Origin of the sequence: Staphylococcus parequorum (genome assembly GCF_039237145.1) — a bacterium.
Taxonomy (GTDB): Bacteria; Bacillota; Bacilli; order Staphylococcales; family Staphylococcaceae; genus Staphylococcus; species Staphylococcus equorum_A.
Genome location: NZ_CP150682.1, coordinates 844,239 through 860,525, shown reverse-complemented (window position 1 = coordinate 860,525; position 16,287 = coordinate 844,239). Strand labels below are relative to the sequence as shown.

12 protein-coding genes are annotated in these 16,287 nt (G+C 33.3%); 3 read left to right on the top strand and 9 right to left on the bottom strand.

The annotated features are described in order from the left end of the window. Window positions 1–180: 180 nt before the first annotated feature. The 5 genes from AAA453_RS03920 to AAA453_RS03900 all read right to left on the bottom strand — a co-directional run bounded on the left by AAA453_RS03920 (window position 181) and on the right by AAA453_RS03900 (window position 5,591). Window positions 181–1,539, bottom strand: a complete 1,359-nt coding sequence (locus AAA453_RS03920; protein WP_069817111.1) for a gluconate:H+ symporter — start codon at window positions 1,537–1,539, stop codon at window positions 181–183. Window positions 1,540–1,723: 184 nt separating this feature from the next. Beyond that, window positions 1,724–3,274, bottom strand: a complete 1,551-nt coding sequence (gene gntK / locus AAA453_RS03915; protein ID WP_069817113.1) for a gluconokinase — start codon at window positions 3,272–3,274, stop codon at window positions 1,724–1,726. Window positions 3,275–3,309: 35 nt separating this feature from the next. After that, window positions 3,310–3,990, bottom strand: a complete 681-nt coding sequence (locus AAA453_RS03910; RefSeq protein WP_427706420.1) for a GntR family transcriptional regulator — start codon at window positions 3,988–3,990, stop codon at window positions 3,310–3,312. Window positions 3,991–4,252: 262 nt separating this feature from the next. Continuing rightward, entirely contained in the window at window positions 4,253–4,948 is a 696-nt protein-coding gene (locus AAA453_RS03905) for a GTP pyrophosphokinase (protein ID WP_427706417.1), read from the bottom strand. Window positions 4,949–5,177: 229 nt separating this feature from the next. Then, a complete protein-coding gene (locus tag AAA453_RS03900) occupies window positions 5,178–5,591 on the bottom strand; it encodes a DUF2188 domain-containing protein (RefSeq protein WP_427706415.1) in 414 nt (137 codons plus the stop codon). Window positions 5,592–5,785: 194 nt separating this feature from the next. On the opposite strand from AAA453_RS03900, the gene AAA453_RS03895 reads away from it, so the two are divergent. Next, window positions 5,786–6,958: a hypothetical protein gene (locus AAA453_RS03895; RefSeq protein WP_427706413.1), complete on the top strand. Its 1,173-nt coding sequence runs from the start codon at window positions 5,786–5,788 to the stop codon at window positions 6,956–6,958. Further along, window positions 6,948–8,177: a 5,10-methylene-tetrahydrofolate dehydrogenase gene (locus tag AAA453_RS03890; protein WP_427706410.1), complete on the top strand. Its 1,230-nt coding sequence runs from the start codon at window positions 6,948–6,950 to the stop codon at window positions 8,175–8,177. The genes AAA453_RS03895 and AAA453_RS03890 overlap by 11 nt, the downstream gene beginning before the upstream one ends. A gap of 128 nt (window positions 8,178–8,305) precedes the next feature. Here the strand turns inward: AAA453_RS03890 and AAA453_RS03885 are convergent, their stop codons facing one another. The 4 genes from AAA453_RS03885 to putP all read right to left on the bottom strand — a co-directional run bounded on the left by AAA453_RS03885 (window position 8,306) and on the right by putP (window position 13,806). Continuing rightward, window positions 8,306–10,222, bottom strand: a complete 1,917-nt coding sequence (locus AAA453_RS03885) for an FUSC family protein (RefSeq protein ID WP_427706408.1) — start codon at window positions 10,220–10,222, stop codon at window positions 8,306–8,308. Between the two features lie 554 nt (window positions 10,223–10,776). Then, window positions 10,777–11,475, bottom strand: a complete 699-nt coding sequence (gene budA, locus AAA453_RS03880) for an acetolactate decarboxylase (protein WP_427706406.1) — start codon at window positions 11,473–11,475, stop codon at window positions 10,777–10,779. A gap of 202 nt (window positions 11,476–11,677) precedes the next feature. Next, on the bottom strand, window positions 11,678–11,962 hold the full coding sequence (locus AAA453_RS03875) for a putative quinol monooxygenase (RefSeq protein WP_427706404.1): 285 nt from the start codon (window positions 11,960–11,962) through the stop codon (window positions 11,678–11,680). Window positions 11,963–12,255: 293 nt separating this feature from the next. Beyond that, window positions 12,256–13,806, bottom strand: a complete 1,551-nt coding sequence (putP, locus tag AAA453_RS03870; RefSeq protein WP_427706401.1) for a sodium/proline symporter PutP — start codon at window positions 13,804–13,806, stop codon at window positions 12,256–12,258. Between the two features lie 506 nt (window positions 13,807–14,312). Here putP and AAA453_RS03865 point away from each other — a divergent pair. Then, window positions 14,313–16,265: a fructose-1,6-bisphosphatase gene (locus AAA453_RS03865; protein WP_427706399.1), complete on the top strand. Its 1,953-nt coding sequence runs from the start codon at window positions 14,313–14,315 to the stop codon at window positions 16,263–16,265. The last annotated feature ends 22 nt before the right edge of the window (window positions 16,266–16,287 follow it).

The following is a 16,287-nucleotide window of genomic DNA, read 5'->3' as shown; positions in this document are numbered from 1 at the left end:
TTTTATATGAGTTCACTCATGAGATTATTTTAGTTTAAAACGGCAATTATTTGGCCCAACTCCTGCCTCGTTAATAAAGTACTAGCCGAAGACTACAAGCTGAGGCTGTGCCCGCAGAAAGCGTGCATAAAAAAATGCCAACAAAGTCGTTAGACTTTGTCGACAAATTGTCTTTCTATTTTATACAAACATATTAAGTATAAGTATGAAGATTAAACCAGATACTGAAATCACAGTTTCAAGTAATGACCACGTTAAGAAAGTCTCTTTAACAGTCAAACCGAAATATTCTTTGAACATCCAGAAACCTGCATCATTAACGTGAGATAAAATAACACTACCCGCACCTATGGCAAGAACAACGAGCGCAACGTTAACATCTGATACTTGTAACAATGGTAAGACGATACCTGTAGATGATATTGCTGCTACTGTTGATGAACCTAGTGCAATACGAAGTACTGCAGCAACCAGCCATGCTAAGAATATCGGCGACATTTCTGTACCTTCAAATAATGTAGCAATCGTATCTCCAACGCCACCTTCAATTAACACTTCTTTGAAAGTGCCGCCACCACCAATAATTAAGATCATCATCCCAATTGGATAAATCGCATTAGATACTGAATCCATAATTTCTGAGTTTTTGCGTCCTTGTTTTATACCCATAGTAAAGATTGCAAACAATACCGCGATAAGCATTGCCGTAGCTGCAGTACCAATAAAGTAAATAAATGATTCAAAGCCATTGGTAGCTTCTTCATGTCCTGTAATTAATTGTACAATTGTTGATAACAACATCAAAATAACAGGGGAAATCGCAGTTAATAAACTGACTCCGAATCCTGGCATTTCTTCTTCTGAAAATTCTTTTTGTGCACCTAAGGCTGATATATCACCCTCACGCGTATAAGCTGTTGGTGCAATTTTTTGAGCAATTTTATTAAACAATGGTCCAGCTATAATTGTAACTGGAACCGCAATAATCATACCGTAAAGTAATACATGACCTAGGTTTGCGTCTAATTCTTTAGCTATAACCACTGGTCCTGGATGTGGCGGTAAAAATCCGTGTGTTACAGATAAAGCCACAACCATTGGAAAACCTAATTTCAATTGTGAAACATTTGCACGTTTAGCAATCGTAAATACTAAAGGAATCAATAATACTAAACCTACTTCAAAGAATAAGGCAATACCTACAATAAACGCAGCTACAAGCATTGCCCATTGTACATGTTTAGGTCCGAACTTATCGATGAGCGTGTCGGCAATACGTGTCGCACCCCCACCATCAGAGAGTAGTTTCCCTAATATAGCGCCTAATCCGAAGATCAATGCAATATGTCCTAGTGTACTTCCCATACCATTTTCTACTGTTTCAATGATTTTATCTAAAGGCATACCTAGTAAAATTGCTGTCACAATTGATGTGATAATTAATGAAATAAATGTGTTTAATTTCAAGAAAATAATAAGTGATAATAATACGATAATTCCTATTACCACCGTAATCAATGGCCAAATTGTTTCAAACATCATCGTTCTCCCCTTTCAAATTAAAGATTGAATTAGAACTTAACAGACATGTAACTAATCAATCATGGTAACGCTTTCTTTCATAATTAAAATTTTAAAGAGCATGTGACAAGTTTTTCATAACGTGAGTGTCGCTTGTTTACTTGTCACTTTTCTCTTTAAAGGTTATATCTATATCGTTTTGCTATGGTTTGTCCTCTGTCATATGTTCACGTTGAAATGTTGCAATTTCTGCGTAGCGATCCTCTAATGATCGACTTAAGTTGATAAATATGGAAACGAGTTGTTGATACACTTTTACATTATCTTGGTTTGGTTTATGTTCGTTTGTAGTACCGACCATCTCTTCGATAATAGAAAAATCATCAATTTCCCCAAGTGCTTTCATTCCTAATACACATGCGCCCAAACAAGAACTTTCATAACTTTCAGGTACAATTAAATTCGTATCAAAAATATCTGCCATCATTTGGCGCCACACTTCACTTTTCGCAAAACCGCCTGTTGCTTTAATTGTCGATGGCGTTTCATTCATCACTTCGATTAGCGCAAGATATACGGTGTAAAGATTATAAAGTACACCTTCTAACGCAGCACGAATCATATGTTCTTTTTTGTGTGTTAGTGTTAAACCAAAGAATGAACCTCTAGCATCTGCATTCCATAATGGTGCACGTTCACCAGCGAGATATGGATGGAAAATCAACCCTTCTGCACCTGGTTTAACTCGATTAGCAATTTTAGTTAACACATCATACGGATCGACGCCTAAACGTTTTGCAGTCTCTACTTCACTAGCTAATAATTCATCACGAAGCCAACGTAATACAACACCACCATTGTTCACAGGACCACCTATAACATAATGGTCTTCAGTTAACACATAACAGAAAATACGTCCTTTATAATCTGTACGTGGTTTATCTATCACTGTTCTTATCGCTCCTGATGTTCCTATCGTCACAGCGACTTCACCTTTTTTAAATGCGTTCACACCTAAATTGGAAAGTACCCCGTCACTTGCACCAACCACAATTGGTGTATTTTCATCTATGCCCATCAATGTTGCATAACGATGTTTCATACCTTTTAAAATGTGCGTTGTTGGTACAACCTCTGGCAATTGTGTTTCTTCAATACCTAACAATTCGAGCGCTTCTTTATCCCAAGATAATGTTTCTAAGTTAAGCATTCCTGTAGATGATGCCATGGATTGATCTATAACAAATTGCTCAAATAATTGGTAGAAAATGTATGTCTTAATATCAGCAAATGTAGCAGTTTGTTTGTATATTTCTTGTTGTTCGTGCTTCATCCAGAATATTTTTGCCAATGGTGACATAGGATGGATTGGTGTGCCGGTTCTTTGATATATTTCATTACCATTATGTTCATTTTTAATTAGTTCAGCGTATTGGCTTGCACGATTATCTGCCCAAGTTAAATTTTCAGTTAAGCGTTGATTACTTGCATCCATTGCTATTAAACTGTGCATTTGTGCACTAAAGGAGATTAATTTGAGATCCTCTTTAGCGATATTAGCTTCTCTCATTACATACTTAACTGTCATTAACACTGCATCAAATAGCTCGTCTGGGTTTTCTTCAGAAATTTCCACATTCGGTGTATGCAATGGATAACCGATATTGTGTTTCATTATAAATTGACCTTTTTCATCGTATAGTACTGACTTCGTACTCGTTGTGCCTATATCGACACCTATCATGTATTTCATGATTTTTCCTCCTACTTCTTTACCGGGTTAAAACATTAATTTAACCAGAAACTGTCAACATCCTCACCAACATCATCAAAGTTGAGATGGAATGCTTCTCTAAGTTTTGCAGCATCTTGCTTCGCAACCGCTTCTATAAACACTTCATGATTACGATGAATGCGCTCAAAATCTTCTGGATTCTCGCTCATGCGTGTACGCATTGACAATAGTATCAGTGCTTCCATTACCGGTCTTAAGTTATTCCAAAAATTTTTTAAGTATTGGTGCTTTGAAGCGAGTATGGTTACTTCATGAAATTTCATATCATGTTCAGTAAATGCTTCTGCATCTTCGAATTTAACTGCCACTTTCATCATTTCTAATTGTTTACGTAATTCTTTAACAATCTGTTCATTATTCAAAGCTTTGATTCTACTAAACGCAAATGATTCCAACATTATTCTTAAATCATAAAGTTCTTTTTTCTCTGTATCATCAAAAGGCAATACTTCTGCGCCCATTCTTTCTAAATGTATCAATTGATCTTGCTTTAATAATTTAAATGCATCCCTAACTGGCGATCGACTAACATTAAATTCTTTAGCAATTTGATTCTCCGTCAATAACGTATCTGGCGTTATTGTGCCCTCAACAATTCTTAAACGAATCTCTGCAGCAATCATTTCACCTTTCGAGACACCTTCTAACCATTGTTCTGGATATTTATAATTCATGATGACATCACCTCTTTTATCAATACGATATACTTGTATACAAGTATAGTAATACACAAGTTCAGTATTTGCAAACGCTTGCAAATGATATTTTTATCTCTTTTCAACTTAAAAAACCGACATGGCAGGACTTGAACCTGGCATATCGGTTATTATATTTATTTTACTTTCATAAAAAATTTGAAGCATTAAGATGGGTGAAGCTCACGACACCCGTCCCTAGCCACAACAAATTAGAGCTTCAACTTTAATGTAGCCTTATTTAATTATCGAAGACTTCAGAATGTATATTTTGCATTTTACTTTCAACCGCTGTTATTTCGTTTGCACATTGCTTTAATACATTTCTATGGTTCTCAGTATTTTCAGTGTTTTTATAGCGTATTTTATGCTCTAAGCTTGCCCACATATCCATACCAATTGTTCTAATTTGAATTTCTACAGGCACAGTTTCTACTGAATTAGCTAAAAATACTGGAATGGCTACAACGATATGTAAACTACGATATCCATTATCTTTAGGATTTCCAATATAGTCTTTACGTTTCAAGAGCTTCACATCTTCTTGTTTGAGTAATAATTCTTCTATAACATAAATATCATCAATATAATTACATATCACTCTAATACCTGCGATATCTAGTATATTTTCTTTAGCAGACGTTGTGCTTATCTCTAATCCTTTACGATTTAACTTTTTAATTAAGCTTCTCATTTCTTTAACACGACGTTCCATATGATGAATTGGGTTGTGTTTATACATTTGTTGAAAATTGTCATCTAAGATATCTAACTTAGTACTAATTTCCTTAAGCGCTGACGAGTATAATTGTTCTAAAGCAACAAACCCTATTACCATATCAAATGCATCTTCTTGATTATTGATATTTTTTATACTCGCTCTAAATTCTTCCTTCAAATTGTCTATATTTAACGAAGGTTTACGTTCAATATACATATTTCGTTCCTCCCAAAAATCTACTTAAACTACATTATAGCTAATTCCCATTTATTAACTAAATAAAAAGATACTTCAAATGTGATAAACTACACTTTTAAAAAATCGTTGTTTTGTTTTCAAAACTAAAATATATTTAAAAAAAGGAGTGGAACAGAAACCTCATTTTTAAATGAGATTTCGTTGTCCCACCCCGGCAAAGATGACTAGAAAACTGAATATTTGAATGCTATTCATCTTTCTTATGTTCTCTCACTTCTGTCGATCTGTTATCAGCAATATTACGTGCACGTTTCATGGCGTCTTCTTTCTTATCAAAACTATCGGAAGCTTGCTTAGCACCCTCCGTTTTAATCTTCCACTTATTATCTTCAAAATAAACGTGAACATCTTTATTATTTAATTTAGGATTCGCTGAATCATCTTTTTCATGTTTAGTTATTTTCTTGTTTTTCAATTCATCTAATTCTTTTTTAGAAGCGTCTTTATACCAAGATTCAGCTTGTTTCGTCGCAATTGGTATTGCTCTATCTTCTTTATAACCATCTTTAAGCATCGCATTTCCAATATCTATTGCTTTTTTAAGTTCTAGTTTTTCCATGTTTTTCCAACTTTGTGGGTAATCATTCATTGTCCAAGGCATTAACTTCAACCTCCTACGTTATAATTTATTCTTCGTCTTAATTATTGTTTACCACTACTAAAAAGTTACAAACAAAGTAATATACACTTTCAATTAAAAACTCAAACTCATTAAAAATGATTAATTTCCTTAACGAACGGGAATTAAAGTATGAATCTAATCATTTCATACACTATTTATAAAGGAGGGATATAATGACAAATATAACAATAGGTTTAATTCCTTCACCTGACATGCCACATAAACTGATAAACAAGATTTCCGATTATCTAGCTGATGATATCCAAAACCATGTAGATGATAAAACGAATTGGGAATTTGAAACACATGTCGCTTCAATGGTTGGAACTGCTGAACATATGGATAAAGCACTAGATATCGCATCAAATATTAAAAAACAAAAGAATTGGGATTACACAATTTGTATAACTGATTTACCAAGCTTATCTAATAATAAAACTGTAATTTGTGATATAAACCTAGACGACAAAACAGCATTATTATCGGTTCCAGCATTAGGTGCTGTGAATTTAAAACACAAGCTACGTCATTTCATTACATTTATTGTTAAATATTTTTTTACTTCAGGTTCAGATAAAAGCCTTTTGAAATCAAAGTATTTTAAATTAACAAAATTCAATGAAGTTATACCAAATGAAGATAACAAACAAGATAATAGAAAGCGTATTGTTTCTAAAACATCATTTTTAGGTTGGTTTCATTTAATCTTAGGCATGACTTTTTCTAATGAACCTTGGTCTGCTATTTTAGATTTCAAAAAAATTATTTCAGTATCCTTTGCAACTGGAACATATATCGCAATCTTCTCAACACCATGGGATTTGAGCTTAGATTATGAATACTGGCGCTTTATTCTACTCATGTTATTATCTATAAGCGGCATGGTCGGATGGTTAATATATTCATATAATTTATGGGAGCGCCCAAATCCAAAGACACAACAATCGTATCGTTTCATTTACAATTTCACGACATTGACTACATTATTCGCTATTACCATTTTTAATTTTGCTGCATTATTTATATTACTCACAATAAGCACATTATTATTTGTACCACCAGAGATCTTTTCTAGCTGGACTTCTTTGAATGAAAAACAGCCAACTTTCGTCAACTATATTAACCTTATTTGGTTTATAACTTCGTTGGGCATTTTAGCTGGTGCCATGGGTTCAACGGTTGAAAATGCTGAAAAAATCAAACGTGTAACATATTCATTCAGACAATATTATAGATATAAAGAACTAGAACAAGACGACGATAACACTAATAGTTCTAATCAAGCATCAGAATACAATAATGGCCAAAAACTGTCACACAGTGAGGAGGATTCCAATGACAAATAGAACGATTGAAATTGGATTAGTAGCGGCGCCAGGAATAACAGAAAAAATCGCTCACAATCTTGAAAATAACTTATCAGAGGTATTATCAAATTATTTTGCTAAAGATATCGAATGGAAAATCAATACAGTTGTTGATCCCCTCACCGGTTCTGCAGAAACCGCCAAAGAAATATTCGAGAAAATTGCTAACTACCAAAATAATAATAATTGGCAATATACGATAGGACTTACTGACCTCCCTATTATTAAAGATAATAATGTAATCGCTTTTGATATCAATAAAAGTAATGGTGCCAGTTTAATTTCCGTCCCTTCCTACGGTTGGCGACCAGTTCAAAAACGTATACAAAAATCTATAGTTGGAATTATTGAAACTGTAAATATGGATCATTCACAGGATTTACAAAAAAATAGTAACCACGATAAAGATAGTCAAGAAAAATTAAAATCACAATTTCCACTTTCAACTTTAAAATCACGTACAGCATATTTGGAAGATACAAATTCCAAACATACACATTATTTTGTTTCATCTAATACAAAAGGTTCTTTCCGTTTAATTAGTGGTATGACATTTGCAAACAATCCATTAAACATGCTCAGTAGCTTAAGTAATGTCGTAGCCATAGCATTCACTACTGGTGCTTTCGGTATCGTTTTTACTACGATGTGGAATTTAAGTTATGTTTATTCATCTTGGCGTATGTTACTCATGATGGTAGTCGCCATTTTTGGCATGATGTTTTGGATTATTGTAGCGCACCATTTATGGGAATCGAAAAAAGAGAGTAGAAATAAAAGAGTTACAATGTTATATAATTTGACGACAGTACTAACGCTAACTGTTTCACTTATCATTTATTATATAATATTATTCTTTTTATTCTTAATTGCTACTCTTGTAGTCTTGCCTTCAGGCTATTTAGGCCAAACTTTACAAATGGGTGGCCCCGCAACGTTAATCACTTATATAAATCTTGCTTGGTTTGCTACTTCTATATCAACAGTTGCCGGTGCAATTGGTGCTGGTTTAAACAATGAAGAACTCATATTAGAAAGTACTTATGGGTTTAGACAAAAAGAACGTTATAAAAAAATGGAAGACCAAGAAAAACAACAAGAACAGAAAAGAACTGAAGCTAAGAAAGATATTGAAGAGAAAAAACAAGAGGAAGAAAAGAAAGCAGAACAAGAAGGTGAAAATAAACAAGATCACTAAGGGCAGTCTTACCTCAGACAAACCTCAGACTCCCTTTCGCACTTGAAAACTTGTTTGACACCTTAAAATAAATAAAAAACAAAGCAAGCCAACCCTTGATTTCATTCATCATAGGGTTGGCTTGCTTTTTAAACTTGTGCTAAATTCACTTTTTGTCTTGCATTCATACAGTTATTCTGAATACTCATCAATGATGTTTTAATGTGTATATACTGAGGTAGTTCTGGTATTTCTTGGACTTTAATATGCGAACCTCTTTCAAAATGTTTTGCTATATTTTCAAAGATAAGTAAGTATTCGCCCATTGTTTCATCATCTATATGATATCTTTCTTCATTACTCAAAGCCCTTGTAAGCATAAAGCTAATTTCTTCTAGGGCATAAATACTCGGATAATAATACTGTATGACCATCTTATTACTAAACAGTTCACCGTTTGCGCTGTTATATACTTGCTTCATGTTATTGAGTTTCACACTTAACTGAAGCATTTCTTGTTTGTCTTGTTCTCGTGATGAATATTTACTACTTGCAAACAAGTAATGGAATAATACTGCCTCGTCTCTTGCAACGTCTGCAAGTGTTGCTGGTAACATGGATGACGCTGTCTTTCTGCCTATTATCAATAAACAAATAACAGCAATTGCAATACCCACAATTACATCAATCACACGTGGCAACGCAATTAAAATTGTTAAGTGGTTTGCTGCTATACCGTTCAACAAGATCACTTGAATCGTTATGAAAATAACAGCGAATGAATAGTTAGCCCCCACAAACACTTCTGTCACACCTGCTGCTGCAGCTAACAAGAGAATCGCAATTGGTAACGGCGGCGTCGATAATAAAATAAGAGATAATACAAGCACACCTATAATTGTACCAACTCCCCTAGATCCAGCACGCTCAAAACTATGTAACGTTGTTGAACCTAATAGTACTGTATGTGTACTTAAAGGAATCCAATATGCTTTTTCAAAACCAAACATAAGCGCTATAAAAATTGAAATAGCCATAATAACTGTATAGCGTAATGTATTTCTAAACACAAATGAATCCAGTGTTAAATTTGTTAACATACGATGTCCGTATATAGGAACACGAATATCAATTTCATGTTCTACACGTTCATCACCTGCATTCATGATTGCATCTACTTTGAATATATTATCAACGAGATTTTGATATTGGTCATCAATTTCCACTGCTTTTGTCCATTGTTTTTTAATATCACCTTCAGAATATACAAGTTTAATTACAAAATCTGCCATTACTTTGATTTCTTTAGGTAATGGACGTGTGTTCTTTTCATTCAGCTCTAATAATTCTGAATGAATACCTTGCGCCGTATTATGAAGTAACAGCAAACGTTGAAATTCGGGTGACTCTTTAGATTTGGCAGTACTGGAAGTGATCAGCTGAGTGTCTGAATTTCTAAAAGCAGTCACTGCGAATTGTGATGCTTTAGCAAATGCTTTCGGATCATCAAAATTATAAATAAGTTGTTTAATGATATTATAATCGTTTTTAATAGCTTTTGATTCTGCAGATTCTTTTGAGATTACTATAAGGATAGTAACAATTAATGTTGCTAATAATCCCCCAACAAACATAGCAAGCCCTCTATATAAGGCTTCTTCTGGAGCTACAGGTAAGTTAAAAGGTAAACTGAAAGCAACAATAAAGAATGTCGATGAAGGTCCAGGTATATTCAACGAACTAAATATATAATACGGAATCACCGTAACAATAAGTAGTAATACACCAAAGATAAGTGGCTGGCTTACTGTGAGCGTACCTAATATCATTGCAATAGATAACCCTATCGATGAGAAAAATACGATACGTAGTTTCGATTTGGATGACCCACCAAATACATATATATGTGCTAAAGTACCAGTAGATATTAATAATCCTGTAGAAAGATGACCCATTAAATAACCAATAACGAGTGGGATAAACATTAATATAGCTTGTCTTAAACCTTTAGCAACATCGATTTTCATGGTATTAAATCGAACAAGTGACTTTAAATATTTAACCAATGTTGGTGTTCATCTCCTTTAATATTTTATTTTTTTATTAGTTTAATACGTATGCGCCCTACAAATTTTAGTATTTAAAAAGCACATATAAAAATGGGAGAGAGAGAGAAATCAAAAATGTGAAATTTGATTTCGTATTCCCACCCCCACAAGGCTGACTAGATAAAGGAATACAAGAGCTGAGGCTCTTGCATAAGAACTACTAGCCTTCATACATGAAGCATTAGTTCTTTAAAACTTGATACAAGTGCATTTAGATATCAGACAACTACTGTGTAATCTCAAATTTACATTTACAACGTAGTATGTTGTATTTATATCTCAGTCTCATTAGATCGTAAGCACATGTAGCCTATTTATCTCAGTTTACTAACAATTCAATATTTTTTATTATCGTAAAGCTACATATGTCCAACTCAAAACATCACTCCACCATTTTAACACTTTTCTAAAAATATTTTGCCGTATTTGATTGGATAATTTCATAGCCAAATTATTATAAATCATTTCATTGTTTGTATGATGTGAAAAATCTTTTTATAGCACTCAATGATTTATTCTGCTTCTTTAATATCTTCATGAACGCTTGAATAATCTATATCTGTTTTTAAAAATTCATCATTATTCACAGGAAAGTGTTGTTCAAGTGTTTCTATATTACTAATTTCTACAGAACCACTATTAAATTCAAAATCTAAGACATGGCCACCAAACGTTTTATTTTCATCCACAAAATGTAAATGAAATCCTCCTGCAGCGACGCCATGAAATAATTGTGGAGAATAAAATCCTACAATCGTGCCATGTACTTGTTCTTTCGTATATTCAGGTTGTTTTTTAGCTGATTCTATTAATTTTGTATAAGGTCTCTCTTGCTTCGGCATCATTCTGGCATGAATCATTTCAAATTTACCGGTGATTTTGACAGCTATAAATATATTATTACTCGCTGCTTGACGTTGGATTTCATTCAACACAGCTTCAGAGTCGGTGATATATCGAACATCAAATTGCTTATCTACTTTGAAAGGGGTAACTGTAGAGAATGGTGTCATTTCGTGACCCTCTAATTGTTTGAACTCACCATATTCATTAGCATGATATGCGATACCATCTAATATAATAACTTCACCATCAGAGCCAGTTAGCGTTCCTATACCTAAATCACCATGTTCTAAAATCTCGTTAATCGTAGCAGTGCCTTCTAACAAACCTGCCATCAACGTACCTAGTGTACCGTGTTGATACAACATTATCTCTTCTCTCCTTACTAAAACGTATTACGCACTTTTAAAAAATAGGGGTATTTTTATTATAATTGCTTCCAATATGAAATTATACACCATTATATTACACTACAACAGCTTAGTGTCTTAATTAACCCTAGGAAAAAGGAATAAAAAGTCTAAACTCACAAGATTACGTAAGTTTAGACTCTTATTTTGAAATAGTCTTTTATTTAGTTTGAGAAACTTGAATATCTGGTTTAGTAATCAAATATTGCGTAACTTTTTTGAAAAAGTGTTGAAAGTGTTCTGTACCATTGTGCACTTCTAAAGCTTCTTCATTTTCATATTGTTCAATAAAAGCAAATGTATTAGGCTCATCAGTGCGTTCAAAGTGTGCATAATACAATGCGCCATCTTCTTTGTTAGCTGCTAATACAAGTGGTTCTACTAGTGCTAAATACTGATCACGCTTTGACGGGTCAATCTTCATTATAGCATTTACAGTAACCATCTTTTAATCCTCCTAGGAAATCATTATCTTTATTAATTACCGCAAACTCAATATCGCAAACATTGCATGCTTTATATCAATCATTCAAAAAAGTATCATTCAGTAATAAATCGAAATACATCATATTTTGAAGTCAATTTAATCAATAAAAAAGACTAACTCCCCCTTTGAAGTTAGTCTTTTATAATCTATAATTTCTCCCGCTTTAAACTAAATGGTGATTCCACAATCACTATTTAGTTTATTTGTTTAATTTTGTAGTCATAATTTAAACCCCTTATTTAAATTATGTACTATTTTTGCTTTTTAGCATCGTTAACAGTTTGACGTACATCTGCTAAATCAGCTTCAACATCAATCTCAGGTTTTTTAGTAAATTTACTTACTACAACCGTTACAATTAAACTTGTTAAGAAGCCTGGTATGATTTCATATAAATTAAAGAAATCATTGATTTCACCAAGTGGTTTAACAAACGCAATCCATATAACTACTACAATTGCCCCTGATAACATACCACTCACTGCACCAGTACGACTTAAGCCTTTCCAATATAATGACAATAGTACAAGTGGTCCAAATGCTGCACCAAAACCTGCCCATGCATTACCTACAAGACCTAAAATCGTGTCGTTTGGTGTCCAAGCAATCCAAAGTGATATAAGTGCTACAACGATTACTGATAAACGTCCCACCATAACAAATTCTTTTTGATGTTCTTTGGCTGCTTTCTCACCACGGAATAATTTATAAAAGTCTTCTGTTAATGAACTAGATGTCACTAACAATTGTGAAGAAATTGTACTCATAATTGCGGCTAAAATAGCAGCAAGTAAGAATCCACCAACAAGCGGATGGAATAAAATTTGTCCCATTAAAATGAATAGTGTTTCAGGATCTTGTATATCAGTACCACTTTGATTGATAAATGTGATACCTGTAAGACCGACGCCTACTGCACCTAATAAACTGATTGCCATCCAACCAATACCAAAACGTCTTGCTGTTGGTATTTGTTTGATTGATTTGATAGACATAAAACGTACAATAATATGCGGCTGACCAAAATAACCTAAGCCCCAAGCAAAGAATGAAATAATACCTATCGCTGTTGTACCTTTAAACAAGTCCAAGTTCGTAGGTTTTAATGCTGCTGCTTGTGATATTGTATCAAGTCCACTTAATTGCATCATAGCAACAATCGGTACCATTACCATAGCGATAATCATAACGACCCCTTGGAAAAAGTCTGTTAATGATACGGCTAAATATCCACCAAAGAATGTATATGCAATAACAATAGCTGCTACGATTATCATACCTAAGTGATAGTTCATACCAAATGCACTTTCAAATAACACCCCACCTGAAACCATTCCAGAATGAGTATAAAGCGTAAAGAATACGACAATAATTGCCCCGGCAATTATTTTAATAGAGTTAGATTTATCATCTAATCTATTTTTAAAGAAATCTGGTAGCGTAATGGCGTCCCCAGCTTTCTCTGTATATACACGGAGACGCGGTGCTACAACAATATAGTTTATGTATGCCCCTATAGTTAGACCAATCGCTAACCACGCTGCTGATAGCCCAGTAGTATAAACTTCCCCAGGTAGTCCCATGATCATCCAACCACTCATGTCGGATGCACCTGCAGATAGTGCTGTTACATATGGACCAATGTTTCTGCCGCCCAACATATATTCACTGACATTGCCTGTCGATTGTTTAAAGCCATAGTAACCTATGCCCAATAAAACAATGAAATAAATAATCAGCATAATATACGTTTGCCAGTTCGGGTCTACTTGACTCTGTAATGATGCTCCCAATGTAAACATTGAACAAACTCCCTTTTATTATATGATTTTGTCACATGCATTCATTATACAAAAATTAATGGAATTTTAAACCACTTATGAGAAGTTTTTTTTGGTCTTTTTTTATTAAAAGGTCTTTATGACACTATAAATGCTGTTATACAAGCGTTTTTAACGGTTAAAATTAAAGGTGTAATTATTCTCTTTTCGTGCTTATAATCACACTTTACAATTCAAAATAATGTATGTTTCCCACAACTTTTATATTAATATCATTTTAACTGTATTTGAGTAACATGTTATTTTACATTATTTTTTGTGATAATCGACCTTTTCCATTATATATATTTGCTATCGTTTATACATGACTAAGCCATTTTTTAGAATTTATGTACAGTTAATAATATAATAAGAAATGGACATAACAATTCAAAATAATGCTACAATATAGACTATATAATGAAAGCGTTTTACATAGCTGTAATACAAAACATTACAAAAATTATACAACTGGAGTGACATAAATCATGTGTAAAACAACGGATAAGAGCGTAAAGGACAGATATTTAGACTTACTTTCAGAACAATTCAACTCAAAGGAAGAATTGGCTACAGAAATCATTAATTTGGAATCTATTTTAGAACTTCCAAAAGGCACAGAACACTTCGTCAGTGATTTACATGGTGAATTCCATGCTTTCCAACATGTGTTACGTAATGGGTCTGGGAATGTACTGTCAAAGATTAACGACATTTTCCAAGATACTTTAACACGTAAAGAAATTAATGAATTTTCCTCACTCGTATACTACCCAGAAGAAAAAATAAAATTAATAAAAAACAATTTTACTTCTAAAGCTGAATTAGATGAGTGGTATGTAACTACAATTAATCGTTTAATTAAATTGATTACATATGCATCATCAAAGTATACACGTACAAAATTACGTAAATCTTTACCTAAAAACTATGTCTTCATTATTGAAGAATTACTGTATAAAAGTAATAAATACAATAATAAACATTCCTATTACGAAACATTAATCAATCAAATCATAGAGCTTGAACAATCTGATGATTTAATCATCGGTTTATCATTTACTATACAACATTTAGTAGTTAATCATTTACATGTTGTAGGTGATATTTATGATCGTGGCCCAGAACCAGATAAAATTTTAGAAACACTGATTGACTATCCTTCAATAGATATTCAATGGGGTAATCATGACGTTTTATGGATTGGAGCATATGCGGGCTCTAAGGTTTGTTTAGCTAATTTACTGCGTATTTGCGCACGTTACAATAACTTAGATATCGTTGAAGATGCCTATGGTATTAATTTGCGCCCATTATTAACACTTGCTGAAAAGTACTATGATGGTAATAACAAAGCGTTTCAACCTAAAAATCCTCAGGATTTAACCCAAGCAGAATTAGAACAAATCACGAAAATACACCAAGCTATCGCAATCTTACAGTTTAAATTAGAAGCACCTATTATTAAACGTCGCCCAGCATTCGAAATGGAAGAGCGTTTAGTGTTAGAAAGTATCGATTATGCAAAAAATGAAGCTACATTGTATGGCAAGACTTACACGTTAGAAAATACTTGTTTCCAAACAATCGATCCAGAAGACCCTAATAAATTACTTGAAGAAGAAGAAGAAGTGATGAACAATTTATTATTATCTGTTCAACAATCAGAAAAATTAAAACGTCATATGACTTTCTTAATGCAAAAAGGCAAGCTCTATTTGCCTTATAACGGTAATTTACTTATCCATGGTTGCATTCCTGTAGATGAAAATGGTGAAATGGAATCTATGACGATAGACGGTGAAAAACGTTATGGTCGAAACTTATTAGACTACTTTGAAACTCACGTAAGAAAAGCATTCGATAATAAAGAAATTGAAGATGACTTAGCAACTGATCTCGTGTGGTATTTATGGACTGGCAAATATTCTTCATTATTTGGTAAACGAGCAATGACAACTTTTGAACGTTACTTTATTAGTGATAAATCAGCACATAAAGAAGCTAAAAACCCATATTATTATTTACGTGAAGATGTAGATATGTGTAAAAAAATGCTGAAAGACTTTGGATTAGATCCAGAACAAGGCCATATTATCAACGGACATACCCCTGTAAAAGAAATTGATGGTGAAAATCCAATTAAAGCAGAAGGTAAAATGATTGTAATCGATGGCGGCTTCTCAAAAGCCTATCAATCAACGACCGGTATCGCAGGCTATACCTTACTTTATAACTCATTCGGTATGCAGCTTGTGGCTCATAAACATTTTAATTCGAAAAAGCATGTTCTACTTAACGGTGCCGACGAACTTTCGATTCGCCGCGTCGTAGATAAAGAATTACAGCGTAAAAAAATACGTGATACGAATTCAGGTCAAACTATCCAAGAAAAAATTGATATCTTAAAAGAGTTAATGCATGACCGTTTCGTAAATTAAAACAACTCAATAAACGCATAAA

Bases quoted from the DNA above. Each gene is read 5' to 3' on its own strand.
- AAA453_RS03920 (WP_069817111.1), bottom strand. From the start codon at position 1,539: ATGTTTGAAACAATTTGGCCATTGATTACGGTGGTAATAGGAATTATC.
- gntK (WP_069817113.1), bottom strand. From the start codon at position 3,274: ATGAAATACATGATAGGTGTCGATATAGGCACAACGAGTACGAAGTCA.
- AAA453_RS03910 (WP_427706420.1), bottom strand. From the start codon at position 3,990: ATGAATTATAAATATCCAGAACAATGGTTAGAAGGTGTCTCGAAAGGT.
- AAA453_RS03905 (WP_427706417.1), bottom strand. From the start codon at position 4,948: ATGTATATTGAACGTAAACCTTCGTTAAATATAGACAATTTGAAGGAA.
- AAA453_RS03900 (WP_427706415.1), bottom strand. From the start codon at position 5,591: ATGCCTTGGACAATGAATGATTACCCACAAAGTTGGAAAAACATGGAA.
- AAA453_RS03895 (WP_427706413.1), top strand. From the start codon at position 5,786: ATGACAAATATAACAATAGGTTTAATTCCTTCACCTGACATGCCACAT.
- AAA453_RS03890 (WP_427706410.1), top strand. From the start codon at position 6,948: ATGACAAATAGAACGATTGAAATTGGATTAGTAGCGGCGCCAGGAATA.
- budA (WP_427706406.1), bottom strand. From the start codon at position 11,475: ATGTTGTATCAACACGGTACACTAGGTACGTTGATGGCAGGTTTGTTA.
- AAA453_RS03875 (WP_427706404.1), bottom strand. From the start codon at position 11,962: ATGGTTACTGTAAATGCTATAATGAAGATTGACCCGTCAAAGCGTGAT.
- putP (WP_427706401.1), bottom strand. From the start codon at position 13,806: ATGTTTACATTGGGAGCATCATTACAGAGTCAAGTAGACCCGAACTGG.
- AAA453_RS03865 (WP_427706399.1), top strand. From the start codon at position 14,313: ATGTGTAAAACAACGGATAAGAGCGTAAAGGACAGATATTTAGACTTA.